10 protein-coding genes are annotated in these 13,248 nt (G+C 66.9%); 4 read left to right on the forward strand and 6 right to left on the reverse strand.

Annotated features, from left to right (window positions below; genetic code table 11):
- Window positions 1–26: 26 nt before the first annotated feature.
- Together ABIA70_RS04230 and ABIA70_RS04235 are read right to left on the reverse strand one after the other, a co-directional pair.
- Complete coding sequence (locus ABIA70_RS04230) at window positions 27–1,478, reverse strand: FAD-dependent oxidoreductase (protein WP_354146309.1); 1,452 nt, start codon at window positions 1,476–1,478, stop codon at window positions 27–29.
- A 113-nt stretch (window positions 1,479–1,591) separates the two neighbouring features.
- The gene (locus ABIA70_RS04235) at window positions 1,592–2,590 is read right to left on the reverse strand and encodes a DNA topoisomerase IB (protein WP_354146590.1); all 999 of its coding nucleotides are present in this window, start codon (window positions 2,588–2,590) and stop codon (window positions 1,592–1,594) included.
- A gap of 92 nt (window positions 2,591–2,682) precedes the next feature.
- Here ABIA70_RS04235 and rarD point away from each other — a divergent pair, with 92 nt between their 5' ends.
- A complete protein-coding gene (rarD, locus tag ABIA70_RS04240; RefSeq protein ID WP_354146310.1) occupies window positions 2,683–3,720 on the forward strand; it encodes an EamA family transporter RarD in 1,038 nt (345 codons plus the stop codon).
- On the opposite strand, the gene ABIA70_RS04245 is transcribed toward rarD, so the two are convergent.
- The 3 genes from ABIA70_RS04245 to ABIA70_RS04255 form a co-directional block, all read right to left on the reverse strand.
- Entirely contained in the window at window positions 3,715–4,704 is a 990-nt protein-coding gene (locus ABIA70_RS04245) for an NAD(P)H-dependent flavin oxidoreductase (RefSeq protein WP_354146311.1), read from the reverse strand. The genes rarD and ABIA70_RS04245 overlap by 6 nt on opposite strands.
- A gap of 118 nt (window positions 4,705–4,822) precedes the next feature.
- Window positions 4,823–6,205, reverse strand: a complete 1,383-nt coding sequence (gene gabT, locus ABIA70_RS04250; RefSeq protein WP_354146312.1) for a 4-aminobutyrate--2-oxoglutarate transaminase — start codon at window positions 6,203–6,205, stop codon at window positions 4,823–4,825.
- A gap of 32 nt (window positions 6,206–6,237) precedes the next feature.
- On the reverse strand, window positions 6,238–7,668 hold the full coding sequence (locus ABIA70_RS04255) for a gamma-aminobutyraldehyde dehydrogenase (protein ID WP_354146313.1): 1,431 nt from the start codon (window positions 7,666–7,668) through the stop codon (window positions 6,238–6,240).
- Window positions 7,669–7,823: 155 nt separating this feature from the next.
- On the opposite strand from ABIA70_RS04255, the gene ABIA70_RS04260 reads away from it, so the two are divergent.
- The gene (locus ABIA70_RS04260) at window positions 7,824–9,257 is read left to right on the forward strand and encodes a PucR family transcriptional regulator (protein ID WP_354146314.1); all 1,434 of its coding nucleotides are present in this window, start codon (window positions 7,824–7,826) and stop codon (window positions 9,255–9,257) included.
- A gap of 118 nt (window positions 9,258–9,375) precedes the next feature.
- Here the strand turns inward: ABIA70_RS04260 and ABIA70_RS04265 are convergent, their stop codons facing one another.
- Window positions 9,376–11,004, reverse strand: coding sequence for a CYTH and CHAD domain-containing protein (locus tag ABIA70_RS04265; protein ID WP_354146315.1), 1,629 nt, complete (start codon window positions 11,002–11,004; stop codon window positions 9,376–9,378).
- A gap of 180 nt (window positions 11,005–11,184) precedes the next feature.
- Here ABIA70_RS04265 and ABIA70_RS04270 point away from each other — a divergent pair, with 180 nt between their 5' ends.
- On the forward strand, window positions 11,185–12,504 hold the full coding sequence (locus ABIA70_RS04270) for an MFS transporter (protein WP_354146316.1): 1,320 nt from the start codon (window positions 11,185–11,187) through the stop codon (window positions 12,502–12,504).
- Between the two features lie 6 nt (window positions 12,505–12,510).
- Window positions 12,511–13,191 (forward strand): FadR/GntR family transcriptional regulator, encoded by a 681-nt coding sequence (locus ABIA70_RS04275; protein ID WP_354146317.1) that lies wholly within the window; start codon window positions 12,511–12,513, stop codon window positions 13,189–13,191.
- Window positions 13,192–13,248: the final 57 nt, after the last annotated feature.

Genomic DNA, 13,248 nt, shown 5'->3' on the forward strand with positions numbered 1-13,248 from the left:
ACTCCCACTGTGTACTGCCTAAAAGTTTAGCCCCGGGAAATCCTGATCATGTCCTCGCGGGGCACAACCTTGATGCGTTCCCGGACCACGGCTTCCTCGGCGTCCTGCGCCACCCATTCGGCACCGAGTGCTGCCTCGTGGGCGTCGAGCTTGATCCAGCCTTCCCACGTGGTGTACTCGATGCCGCGTTCCTCCAGGAGGTGGATGATGGCCTGCGGATCGGGGTTTTCCGCGGGCGGCAACTGCAGCCGGTCCTCGAGCAGGAAGCCGATGGTCTCCAGGGCATCGCCCTTGGTGTGGCCGATCAGGCCCACGGGTCCGCGCTTGATCCAGCCCGTGGCATAGATGCCGGGAACGGGATTTCCGCCGGCGTCCAGGACGCGGCCGCCTTCGTTGGGGATGACGCCGCGTTTGGCGTCGTATTCCAGCTCGTCCAGCGGTGAGCCGTGGTAGCCGATGGCGCGGTACACGGCCTGGACCGGGTAGTCGATGAACTCGCCGGTGCCTTTGACGTTGCCGGTCCCGTCCAGTTCCATGCGCTCGAACTTGATGCCGGTCACCTTCCCGGCCCCGCCGTCGTCGCTCCCGCTCCCACTCCCGTAGATTTCCACCGGGCTGTGCAGGAAGTGCAGGTGCAGGCGGCGTGAGGACGGCTCCTCGGCCTCGGCGTGCTCCTCCACCAGCCAGTTGGTGAGGGTGTTCACCATGGTCTTGATCTGGTTGTTGCTGCGGATGGCGTCATCGGAGGCTTCATCGAATTCGAAGTCCTCCGGGTACAGAACGATGTCCACATCCTTCATGTGGCTCAGCTCGCGCAGCTCCAGCGGGGTGAATTTCACCTGGGCAGGACCGCGCCGGCCGAAGACGTGGACATCGGTGACCGGCGAGCTTTTCAGTCCCTGGTAGACGTTGTCCGGGATTTCGGTGGACAGGAGCTCTTCGGGGTGCTTGACGAGCATGCGGGCGACGTCGAGGGCAACGTTGCCGTTGCCGATCACCGCGATTTCCTTCGCATCCAGCGGCCACTCGCGCGGCACGTCCGGGTGGCCGTCGTACCAGGAGACGAAGTCCGCGCCGCCGAACGAGCCTTCAAGTTCGATGCCGGGGATGGGCAGGTCCGCGTCCTTGATGGCGCCGGTGGAAAAAATCACGGCGTCGTAGAACGCCCGGAAGTCATGCAGCGTGAGGTCGCGGCCGTAAGTGACGTTGCCCAGGAAACGGATATCGCCGCGGTCCAGCACCTTGTGCAGGGCGTTCACAATGCCTTTGATGCGTGGGTGGTCCGGGGCAACACCGTAGCGGATCAGGCCGTAGGGCGCGGGGTACGCCTCGAAAAGGTCGATGCTGACCTCGAAGTCGCCGTCCTTCACACCGCTGGACTTTGTCAGGATGTCCGCCGCATAAACACCTGCCGGTCCGGCGCCAACAATGGCAACGCGGAGTGGACGCTTGGAGGTGGTTTCGCCTGGGTTGGACACCGGGAGCCCTTCATCGTGGGGAGGTTGCGCCGGGGAGCGCACAGTGCGGGTTGCGCACAATGTCCCATTCTAATTGGCTGCAGGCCGTGCCGGTCGAGCCGTGACGCCAGGCTTCAGCCGCTTTTCGGCAGCGGGACGACGTCCCCTTCCCGGTACAGGAGCGCCCGGAGTTCAGACTCGGCGGAGTCAACCCTCTTCGGGTCGATGGTCTCCCCGGCGGAGAAGTGGTCCAGCACGCGGGGATCCACGTAGCTTTTGCGGGCGATCGTGGGGGTGTTGCCCAGCACCTCGGCGGCGTCCTGCATGGCCCGGCTGATGGCGCGCTTCCGTTTGGCGGTGGTCCGCTGGGTGCCCGTCCGGGCCAGGCTCGCGGCGGCGGAGACGGTGCCGCGCAGGGTGCGGAAGTCCTTCGCGGTGAAGTCCGAGCCCGTGCGCTCCTTCACATAGGCGTTGATGTCCGCGCTGGTGACCGGCCGCCAGCTTCGGCCCTCCTTGTAGGCGAGGAGCCTGGCGTTGGGACCGCGGCGTTTGAGCAGGCGCACCAGGGCGGCAAGGTCGGCGTCGCGGATTTCCGATTCCCAGTCCTTGCCGCTCTTGGCCGGGAAGCGCAGCAGGACAGTGTCCTTGCGCACCTGCGCATGAGCGCAGAGGAGTGTCGCCAGGCCGTGGCTGCCGTTTTCGTTGGTGTACTTCTCGGACCCGACCCGCAGCGATCCGCTGTCCAGCATCCTGAACGCCGCCGCCAGGACCCGCTCGCGCGGGAATCCCTCGCTGCGCAGGTCCATGGTGACCTTCCGGCGGGCGGCCGGGAGTGATTCTGCCAACTGCAAAGACCTGTCGAACTTCAGCCGGTCCTTCCGTTCCCGCCATTCCGGATGGTAGATGTACTGCCGCCGGCCGACGGCGTCCAGCCCCGTGGCCTGGATGTGCCCGTTTTCGAACGGGGCAATCCATACGTCCGTCCAGGCCGGCGGAATGCCGATGCTCTCAAGCCGGTCCCGGGTAGGGCCCGGCGGGAGGGTGGAACCGTCCAGGTCCCGGTAGCTGAAGCCAGTTCCGGCGGCCACGCGGCGGTAGCCCCGGCCCGAGGCGTTGCTGCGCCGCAGCCTCATGGTGCGGCCTTCTGCAGGGTCAGGCATGTCATGAAAGCAAGCCTACTGACTATCTGGCGGAATAGGCCCACTCCTCATGATGTTATGGAAGGGTGCCTACTCCCCAGGGACCCGACTCCCCCACCGAAACCACCGCCCCGACGACGACGGCAGGAAAAGCAGGGTCCGGGACACCCGGGGCCAAGGCCCCGGGACTGAAAGCCGTGGACAAAGAGATGACGGCGGGAATCATCTTTGGCTTCGGGGCGTACGGGCTGTGGGGACTGCTCCCCCTGTACTTCTTCGCACTGATGCCGGCCGGGGCAGTGGAGATTGTGGCCAACCGCGTGGTCTGGTCCCTCGTCTTCTGCGCTCTCCTGATCACTGTCACGCGGTCCTGGCGCACCCTGGCCGCGGCGTTCCGTGACCGTTCGGTGTTCTGGACGCTGGCATTGGCGGCCGCCCTCATCGCCGTCAACTGGCTGACCTACACCTACAGCGTCACCACCGGGCAGGCTGTCGAAGCGTCACTGGGCTACTTCATCAACCCCCTGGTGTCCGTCCTTTTGGGCGTTTTCATCCTGAAGGAGAGGCTGCGCCCGCTCCAGTGGGCCGCCGTCGGCATCGGCTTTATTGCCGTGGGCGTACTCGCCGTCAGCTACGGAAAGCTGCCGTGGATCGCACTGACCCTGGCCGTCAGCTTCGGGCTGTACGGGTTTGTAAAGAAGCGGGTGGGGCCGAAAGCGGACGCCGTGACCAGCCTCAGCGTGGAGACCATCGTGCTGGCCCCGCTCGCTGCGGCCACCATGGTGTTCCTTGGCCTCAGCGGTGCGGCCACGCTGACCAGCCACGGCGCGGGGCATTTCTGGCTGCTGCTGGCCTCCGGTGTTCTGACCGCAGTGCCGCTGCTGTTCTTCGGCGCCTCCGCGCGGCGCCTGCCCCTGACCACCATCGGACTGCTGCAGTACGTCGCGCCGGTGCTGCAGTTCATCGTGGCACTGGTGGTCTTCCAGGAGGCCATGACCACCTCGCGCTGGATCGGCTTCGGCGTTGTCTGGCTGGCACTGCTGGTGCTCACCGTGGACATGCTCCGCGCTACACGAAGGAATTCTGCGGCCAAGAAGCTGGCGCGGACTGCTCTTCGCTCATAGCGGTTTTTCGTCATAACGGCGGGAGGTCCCCTGCAGCGCTGCCGTTGCCTCCTCGACGAGGCTTAGAACTATGTCCCGGGCAGGCCTGATGTCAGCAATAAGACCGGCGGACTGCCCCGTAAAGGGCACGAAGCGCTCCATGTTCTGCTGCTGGATGGCCGCCATGATTTCTCCCTGGAGACGCGAACGCTCAGCAGCGGCAACCCTGCGCTGCCCTTGCCAGTGCTCAACAAAAGGCGTTTCAAGGGCCCGCGGAACAACATCGAAGGCGCCGTTGCCGGGCTTGTCGAAGATGTCATCCCACACCTCCACTTTCACGGCGTCCTGAGAGGCGGCAGCCACAATGGCGCGTTTCCATGTGTCGCTGACCGAGGCTTCTTCCGCAGCGACGAACCGCGTACCGATGTTTGCCCCCTGCGCGCCAAGGACCAGCGCTGCGGCCAGGCCCCTGCCGTCGGCGATGCCGCCCGCAGCCAGCACCGGAAGCGGACTCACTGCGTCCACCACCTGTGGGACCAGCGCCAGTGTCGAAATCCTGCCGCCGAACCCGCCGGCCTCGGATCCTTGGGCGATGATCACGTCCACCCCGCTGTCAGCGGCCAGAATCGCCTGTTCGACGGTATGCACCTGCTGAATGAAGAGGGCATCGCCCGCATGTGCACGCGCCGGCAGGTCCCCTGGTTCACCCAGTGCGAGGGAAATAACTGGTGAATGCAGCTCCAGGGCAATCTCAAACGACTCCGGATGCTGTTGAAGCCACGGCTGGGTGAAATTGACCGCGAAGGGACGGTCGGTCATGGAGCGCAGAAGAGCCAGCTGCTGCCGGAGGTCTTCGGCGGGGCGGACAACTCCGCCCAAGGTGCCGAGGGCGCCGGCATTGGACACCGCTGCTGCCAGTTCGGAACCGCTGCCAAAAGGTCCCATGCCCGCCTGGACAATGGGGTGTTCCACGCCGACGAGTTCACAAAAAGGTGTCCGCAGCATGTCAGTCCTGTCCGAGGGAGGAGCCTTGCTGAGTCCAATTTTACGCCCGGCGACGTCAATCTGTCCGAGGGACGTCGCCGGTCCCGGGTAGTGGCGGGTCCCGGGCAGTGGTGCGCTGCTAGGCGTTGGCCTTGATGGCGTGGGCCAGGACGTCCAGGCCGTCGTTGAGCAGCTCGTCGGTGATCACCAGCGGGGGCAGCAGGCGGATGACGTTGCCGTACGTGCCGCAGGTGAGGATGATGACGCCTTCGTTGAGGCAGGCCGCAACCACGTTTTTGGTCAGCTCCGGGTTGGGTTCCTTGGTGCCGGCGTGGACCAGTTCAACGGCCAGCATGGCGCCGCGGCCGCGGATGTCGCCGATGACGGCGGTGCCCGCAGCGGCCAGTTTGGCCTGGAGTTCCCGGAGCCGGCCGGTGGCCAGTTCCTCGATGTGGCGGGCACGGCCGGCCAGATCGTATTCCTCCATGGAGCCGATCGCGGCCAGGGCGGCGGCGCAGGCCACCGGGTTGCCGCCGTAGGTGCCGCCCAGGCCGCCCGGGTGGACGGCGTCGAGCAGGTCGGCCCGGCCGGTAATGGCTGACAGCGGCATGCCGCCGGCGATCCCCTTGGCCATGGCGATGATGTCCGGGACGACGCCTTCATGATTGACCGCGAACCACTCGCCGGTGCGGCAGAAGCCGGACTGGACCTCGTCCGCGATGAAGACGATGCCCTTCTCCTTGGCCCAGTCGGCGAGTGCCGGCAGGAAGCCGTCGGCGGGAACGATGAAGCCGCCTTCACCCTGGATCGGCTCGATGATGATGGCGGCAACGGATTGGCCGCCGATCTGCTTTTCGATCATGGTGATGGCCCGCTTGGCGGCCTCCGCACCCGTGATGGCGGGGTTTTCCTCGCGGTACGGGTAGCTCATGGGCACGCGGTAGACCTCGGGCGCGAACGGTCCGAAGCTGCCGGCCGGGCCTGCCTTGTACGGCATGGCCTTGGCGGTCAGTGCCATGGTCAGGTTGGTGCGGCCGTGGTAGGCGTGGTCAAAGGCGACGACGGCGTCCCGGCCGGTTGCCAGGCGGGCCACCTTGATGGCGTTCTCCACGGCCTCGGCGCCGGAGTTGAACAGCACGGTGCGCTTCTCGTGCGTGCCCGGGGTCAGGCGGTTGAGCTGCTCGGCGAGGGCAACATAGCTTTCGTACGGCGTGATCATGAAGCAGGTGTGGGTGAAGTGCTCCACCGCTTCCTTGACAGCACCGACGACGGCGGGATCGGACGCGCCCACGCTGGTCACCGCGATGCCCGAGCCGAGGTCGATGAAGGAGTTGCCGTCGACATCGTGGATGATGCCGCCGTCGGCGTCAGCAACGTAGACCGGGACGCTGGACGCGACGCCGGCCGCGACAACAGCCTTGCGTCGTTCGGTCAGGGCGATGGACTTGGGCCCCGGGAAGTCGGCCTGGACGCGGCGCTTCTGCTCCAGCCGGTAGGTGATTTCGCTTGCGGTGGTGGTCATGGTGGGCTCTTTCTTTGCTGAGTGTATGGGGTTTAGGCGTCGAGCGCGGACATGACGTGCTTGATCCGGGTGTAGTCCTCCACGCCGTACATGGAGAGGTCCTTGCCGTAGCCGGACTGCTTGAAACCGCCGTGGGGCATTTCGGCGGTGAGCAGGATGTGGGTGTTGATCCAGACGGCGCCGAAGTCCAGGTCGCGGCTCATCCGCATGGCCGTGCCGTGGTCCGACGTCCAGACGCTGGAGGCCAGGGCGTAGTCGACGTCGTTCGCCAGTTCGAGCGCTTCCGCTTCGGAGGCGAACTTCTGCACGGTGATGACCGGGCCGAACGTTTCCTTCTGGACGATGTCGTCCGTCTGCTTGGCGCCGGTGACAATGGTGGGCTCGAAGAAGAAGCCCTTCTCCCCCGCCCGGTGCCCGCCCGTAACGATGTGGCAGTTCTCCGGAAGGTGCTCCACCACGGAGGTCACGGCATTGAAGTGGTTCACGTTGTTCAGCGGGCCGAAGTAGTTCTCGGCGTCGTTCTGGGAGCCGGTGTGCAGGGTCCTGGTGTGTTCCACCATGGCGGCAACGACGTCGTCGTGGACTGAGTCCTCCACGAGCACGCGGGTGATGGCGGTGCAGTCCTGGCCGGCGTTGAAGAAGGCGAACTCGGCGATGGCGGCGGCGCTCTTCTTGATGTCCGCGTCCTTGAACACGATGGCCGGGGCCTTGCCGCCCAGCTCCAGGTGTGCGCGCTTGAGGCCCTTCGCGGCGCCGGAGGCAACGGCGATGCCGGCCCTGACCGAACCCGTGATGGAGACCAGGCCGGGCACCTTGTGCTCCACCATCAGCGCGCCGGTTTCACCGGTTCCCAGCACCACATTCAGGACTCCGGCAGGCAGGATTTCGCCGGCCAGGCGGGCCAGCACGAGCGTGGATTCGGGCGTGGTGTCGGAGGGCTTGAGGACCACGGTGTTGCCGGCGGCGAGGGCCGGACCGACCTTCCAGATGGCCATCAGGAAGGGGTAGTTCCAGGGCGCCACCTGCGCCACCACACCGATGGGTTCGCGGCGGACGTATGAGGTGTGGCCCTCGAAGTATTCGCCGGCGGACTTGCCCTCAAGGATGCGCGCAGCGCCGGCGAAGAACCGGAGTTGGTCGGCGCCCGCGGCCACCTCTTCGGTGGCAATGAGGGAGCGCACCTGGCCGGTGTTGCGGTGCTGGGCCTCGACGAGCTCGTCGCTGTGGGCCTCGACGGCGTCGGCCAGCTTGAGCAGCATCAGCTGGCGCTGTCCGGGGGTGACGTGCTTCCAGGTCTTGAAGGCATCCTTGGCGGCGTTCATGGCTGCATCGACGTCGGCCTGGACGGAGACCGGCGACGTGGCCACCACCTCGCCGTTGGTGGGATTGACGATGTCCAGCACGGCGGTTCCCGCGGGCGTAACGAACTCACCGTTGATGAAATTCTGCAAGGTCTGAACCACGGCGTACAACCTCTTTCCTAAGGGTCACCAGCTGTGAAGCGGGTAGATGGGGCTGCTTCGAGCCTATGCCAGCGGCCACACCCACGGAATAGCCACGTGCACACTGGTCAGCGAAGTGTTTAGTGCGTTTGACCAGCCCCGGATATCCTGTCCAGATGGCCATTTCCCTCGCTGCCCTGGTAGGTGTGCAGTCCCTCCACCTGTCCAAGGCAGGCCTTGCCGAAACCACCTGGCACCACGACATCAACTGGGTGGCGGTGACCGAACTCGAGGATCCGCAGCGGTTCCTCAACGGCGGCGAGCTGGTACTCACCACCGGCTTGCGCCTGCGGTCCGCGTTTGAGCAGCGGCGGTTCGTCCGGCAGGTCCAGCGCGCCGGCGCGGTGGGCATCGGATTCGGGATCGGGCTGACCCACGACGCCGTCCCGCCGGCCCTGCTTGCCGAAGCCAACCGGTGGGGACTGCCCATCGTCGAAGTCCCCTATGAGACGCCCTTTATCGCGATCGGCAAACTGGTGGCGGACGCCCAGTCGGCTGACCACTTCGCCAAGCTGGAGCGCCTGATCGCCGGCCACCAGATCCTGGCCCGGGCACTGCTCACCGGCGGCGGGCTCGCCGAGCTGCTGAAGCAGCTGGGCGGCATGCTGCGGACCGATATTGCCCTCACCCAGTTCACCGCCCTGCTGTACAACAGCACCGGCGGCCATCCCACCGCTGACGGGTGGGCGTCCTATCCGGTTCCCACGGGCCGCCGGGATGCCTGCACGCTGTGGGTCCGCCATCCCTTCGAGGATTCGGGCATCATCGGGTATGCCCAGAACCTGATCAGCGTGGAACTGAACAACATGGTCAAGCAGCGCCAGGCCCAGCGCGCCCTTTGCGGCCAGGTCCTCGGCGACGTCATCCAGGGCTCCCTCGAAACAAGCGAAGCCCAACGCCGGCTCGCGGGGGTGGGGGTCAACAGCACCCGGAAGAACGTGGTCCTCCTGGCCGTGTCGGCCGCCCATCACAAGGCACTGGTGAGCACCTCGGTGCCGCAGCCGCTGGAGAACGCGGTGGCCGCCGTCGTCGGGAAGGACCTCGTGGTGGTGATTAACGACGACGGCGGCGGGGCGCCTGCGCTGGCCCGGAAGCTCAGCGACCACCTGGCCGAGGCCGGGATCCACGCGACGATCGGCATCGGCGGTGCCTATACCAAACCGAACGGCCTGCGGTGGAGCTACTTCGAGGCGCGGGACGCCGCCAGGCACGGGCTTCCCGTGAACGAGCCCGAGCGGTTGAGCCTGACCTCGCTGCTGCTGGCCAGCGAGGACGTGCCGCTGGCTGACATGGCCCACGAATCGCTGGATCCGCTGCGCGCCTTCGATTCAGCCCACGGTGCCGAGCTGATGACCACGCTGGAGAGTTACCTGAACAACAACGGTTCCGTGGCCGCCGTCGCCGAGGCCCTGACGCTGCACCGGAACACCGTCCGGTACCGCCTGGCACAGATTACCGAGCTGACCGGCTACGACCCCGCCGTCACGGCGGACAGGGTGCAGCTGTGGCTTGCCCTCGCTGTTGCCCGGCTTGGCGGCCGCCAGGCCTGACAAACCGTCTCCCCCGGCAAAAAGCGCACCCCTCACACCGGCAGCCCTCACAAACAGCAGCCCTCACAAACAGCAACGCGGGGTCATTTAACGCCCAAAACCGGGCCCGGAGAGGGCGTTAAGTGACCCTGCGTTGCAGGAGGTTGCGGGACTTCTTGCGCTCCTTCAGGTATTGGGCTTCGGCCTCCGCGGCGAGCTGGACCTGCTGTGTGTGGAGCGTGACGTAGGCCGACGCAACAGCTTCGGGCAGTTCCGGCGCTGCGAGGAGCCTGGCCAGCAGGTCACGGGCCACCACGCTGTCGTGGAATTCGCCGAGGATCTGTTGCTGGCTGTGCGCGGCCTTGGCGATTTTCGCGGCACGTTTGCCGAGCACCGGCTCCGCCGATTCCGCGACGTGACGCAGCCGCTTGGCGTCCTTCCGCACGCTGTGCAGGGCAGTCTCGTGCTCCGCTCCCCGGCGTGCACGCCGGGCCGCCTTGTCTGAGCGCCGGAGCCGTTTGGCAGCCTTGGCCATCTGCTTGCCGGCTGCCTCGCCGGCCGGCGCTGCACCGCCCTGCCTGACCGGCGGATTGCCAAGGAACGCCTCGAGGGCGTCCAGAAGGTCGAAATAGCGCGCGGAAACCATCGCCATCTGGAGCTTCCGGTGGGCTGCGTCCCGGCTCGCCCCCAGTTCATCCTCCAGCCGGTCCACCACCGCCACAGAGGCGGATCCCGGCGGCAGGTCCGCCGCGTGCGACCGGAGACGGTCCAGCATGACGTCGGCGTCCCGCGGCACACCCAGCACCCGGCCCAGCCATTTGAGTTCGGCAGCGAGATGGCGGACGGCCAGGGCGTTGAAAAACCGCCGGTAGGCTTCGAGCGCCGAGCGGGCCCGGCGGGTGGCCGAGCGGAGGTCATGCACGGCCTCGGGTTCCTCCAGCCGAACACCAGGGTCGTTCACCAGGATTTCGCGGACCTGCGACGCCAGGTAGGCGGTCAGGAGATCCGCGGCCGGGCCCTTTTTGCCGGGGGCCTTCAGGGCCTCAAGTGCAACGCCGGGTTTGGGGCCGGTTTGCCCTGTGCCGGATTCTCCCGGACCGGATTGCCCCAGCGCCTTGGCCAGTTTGGACTGATGCTTCGCAGGGAGCGCGCCGGCGGCCGCCAGCAGCTCCTCCGCGGCCGGGAACAGGTCCGGGCTACCGTGCACCAGCTCCAGTTCCCACTCGCGCCACTGCTGTGTGCTGCCGGGGCCGGCGCCATTGCCGAGCGCCTCGGCGGTAACGCAGTCATCGGCGAGGTCGGCCAGATGGACGCCGTCGTCGCCGTACATCGGGTAAGTGGTGCGCTGGGTTCGCAGCCGGACCACCGGTTTGGTGTCTTCGCCTCGCAGGTAAACCCACAGGTACGCCTGCAGGCTGTCTGGAACGACGGCGGGCTGGCCCAGCGGGGCGTGCAGTTCGCGGCGCCGCTGGGGTTCCGCGTCGGGCCGCTGGGGTTCCGAGCCTGGTCCTTGGGGTTCCGAGTCCGGCCCGGGACCCTGCGACGGCAGTTTCAGGTGCCACCCGGCGTCAGCCCCGCCGGTGCGGCGGCGGAGGGTGATGCGGCGGGACGCCAGTTCATGAGCACGGGTGTCGAAATAGACGGCTTCGAGGTTGTCCACACGAGGCTCCCCCACCCGGGCAACCCCCGGCAATTCCGCGAGCTCCGGCACCTCGGTGTCAGCGCCGACGTCGTACTTCTTTTCGACCTCAACTCCTTGGGAATCCATAATCGCCATCCTTCACCGTTGATGGGGCATGCGACCCGCAGAACCGGGCGTGGACCGTCACAGGCAACGATTGTATGCCGCGAATGTGAACTCGGCCCCCACGTTGATTGGACGCCGCAGAAGAGAGAGTTTCCCCACAAAATGCGGAAACATCAAACGTCCAACGTCTACCGTTGAAGGATGCCCGCCACACTTTCCGGTCCCACCGGCCAACCCGCCGCGCCACCGGCTCCACAGTCCGCGGCACCGTCCGCCGCGCCATTGGCTCCGCAGCCCGCGGCACCGTCCGCTCCCGCGACGACGCCGCGCGCCGCCGTCGTACTCGGTGTGATCGCCGTGGTGCTCATCGGGCTGAACCTGCGGGCAGGGATTGCCGGCGCTTCCCCGCTCCTGCACGATCTGCAGCTTGTCCTGGGCTACGGTCCGCTGGTGGCCGCGCTCATCCCGTCCATCCCCATCCTCTGTTTTGCCGTGGCAGGGGCAGCGACCTCGTGGCTGACCGGGCGGCTGGGCGTCGAAAAAGCCATCCTGCTCTCGCTGGCAATGCTGGCCACCGGGCTGCTGCTGCGCGGGATCCCGGCAACCGGAATGCTGGTGGCCGGCACGGTGGTGGGAATGTCCGGCCTGGCTGTGTGCAACGTGGCCATGCCGTCGTTCATCCGGGAGCATTTTGCCCGCCGGACCTCACTGATGACGGGGCTGTACACGGTCACGATGACCACGGGCGCCACTGTCGCTTCGGTGACCGCGGTCCCCCTGGCACTCGCGCTGGGATCGCCGTCCGCCGCGTTGGGTGCCATCGGATTCCTTGCCGTTGCCGCTCTCCTGGGTTTCCTTCCCATGGCTCTGCACGCGCACCGCAACAGTGTCCGCAGAACCTCCGCCCGGGTTTCCCCGTGGCCACTGCTGCGCACCCGGAAAGGCCAACTGCTCACCGCCATCTTCGCGCTCCAGGCGTTGCTTGCCTATTCACTGATCAGCTGGTTTCCTTCCATGCTGATCAGCCGCGGCATCAGCTCCGCGGACAGCGGCCTCCTCTACGGGCTCATGCAGCTGGTGTCAGTGCCTGCGGGCATGTTGCTGATCGCCGTCGGCGCCCGGCCCCGAATGCTCCGGCCGGCGCTCTATTCGGTCAGCATCATCATGGTGGCCGGCCTGGCATCGCTGCTGTTCCTGCCCGTCAGCCTCGCGGTTCTTCCCGCCGTCCTGCTGGGCTTCGGCCTGGGAATTTTTCCGCTGGTGATGGTGATGATCAGCCGGAGCGGGACCAGCACCGCCGAAACCACAGCGCTGTCCACCCTGGCCCAGTCCACGGGCTACCTGCTCGCCACGGCAGGCCCGTTCGGTGCCGGCCTGCTGAACAGCACCACCGGCGGCTGGACGCTTCCCCTGGCGCTGCTGCTGGGCATCGCGCTGGTCCAGGTCCTGGTGGCCCACCTGATTACCCGCGGCGCTGCAACGGGCGCTGCCACGGGCCGGACCACCGGCCGGAAGAACTAGGACGCCATGACGCTGAGCACCTCGCACCGCCAGCCGCTTGCGGACGAAGTCACCGCCAAGCTGCGGGAAATGATCCACTCGGGCGAATGGCCGCTGAACCAGCGGATACCCTCCGAGCCCGAGCTGATGGCCCGGCTTGGCGTCTCCCGGGGCACGCTCCGGGAGGCCATCAAGGCCCTGGCCCACGGCGGGATGCTCGAGGTCCGCCGCGGCGACGGGACCTACGTCCGCGCCACCAGCGAGATGTCCGGCGCCGCACGGCGGATGTACCAGGACCACACGGAGGAACACATCCTCGAGGTCAGGCTCGGGCTGGACACCCAGGCAGCCCGCCTTGCCGCCCGGAATGCAACGGCCGACGACGTCACTTCCTTGCGGGCCACGCTCACCACCCGCGCCCTCGCGTGGGAGGCCGCCGATTACGAGGGCTGGGCCCGGGCCGACTGGGCATTCCACGAGGGCGTTGCCCGGGCCTCCGGCAACCCGCTGCTGCACGAGCTTTACGTCAGCTTCGGCGGTGTGTTCCATCAGGAACTGTTGAAGCAGCAGCGCCGCGGCAGGCTTGACGGCCTCACGGACGAGGGCCACGGCGAGCTGGTTGAGGCGATTGAAGCCCGCGACCCGGAGGCCGCCGTGGCCACCGTCAACCGGAACCTGCATTCCTGTGCAGAGTGGCTGCGCGCGTAATCCCCGCTGGGACCCAGACCATCAGTAGGCTTACTGTTTGACGTAGGTAATAGATCC

It is taken from the genome of Arthrobacter sp. 754 (assembly GCF_040548695.1).
GTDB lineage: Bacteria > Actinomycetota > Actinomycetes > Actinomycetales > Micrococcaceae > Arthrobacter.

Bases quoted from the DNA above. Each gene is read 5' to 3' on its own strand.
- ABIA70_RS04235 (WP_354146590.1), bottom strand. From the start codon at position 2,590: ATGAGGCTGCGGCGCAGCAACGCCTCGGGCCGGGGCTACCGCCGCGTG.
- ABIA70_RS04245 (WP_354146311.1), bottom strand. From the start codon at position 4,704: ATGCTGCGGACACCTTTTTGTGAACTCGTCGGCGTGGAACACCCCATT.
- gabT (WP_354146312.1), bottom strand. From the start codon at position 6,205: ATGACCACCACCGCAAGCGAAATCACCTACCGGCTGGAGCAGAAGCGC.
- ABIA70_RS04260 (WP_354146314.1), top strand. From the start codon at position 7,824: ATGGCCATTTCCCTCGCTGCCCTGGTAGGTGTGCAGTCCCTCCACCTG.
- ABIA70_RS04265 (WP_354146315.1), bottom strand. From the start codon at position 11,004: ATGGATTCCCAAGGAGTTGAGGTCGAAAAGAAGTACGACGTCGGCGCT.
- ABIA70_RS04270 (WP_354146316.1), top strand. From the start codon at position 11,185: ATGCCCGCCACACTTTCCGGTCCCACCGGCCAACCCGCCGCGCCACCG.
- ABIA70_RS04275 (WP_354146317.1), top strand. From the start codon at position 12,511: ATGACGCTGAGCACCTCGCACCGCCAGCCGCTTGCGGACGAAGTCACC.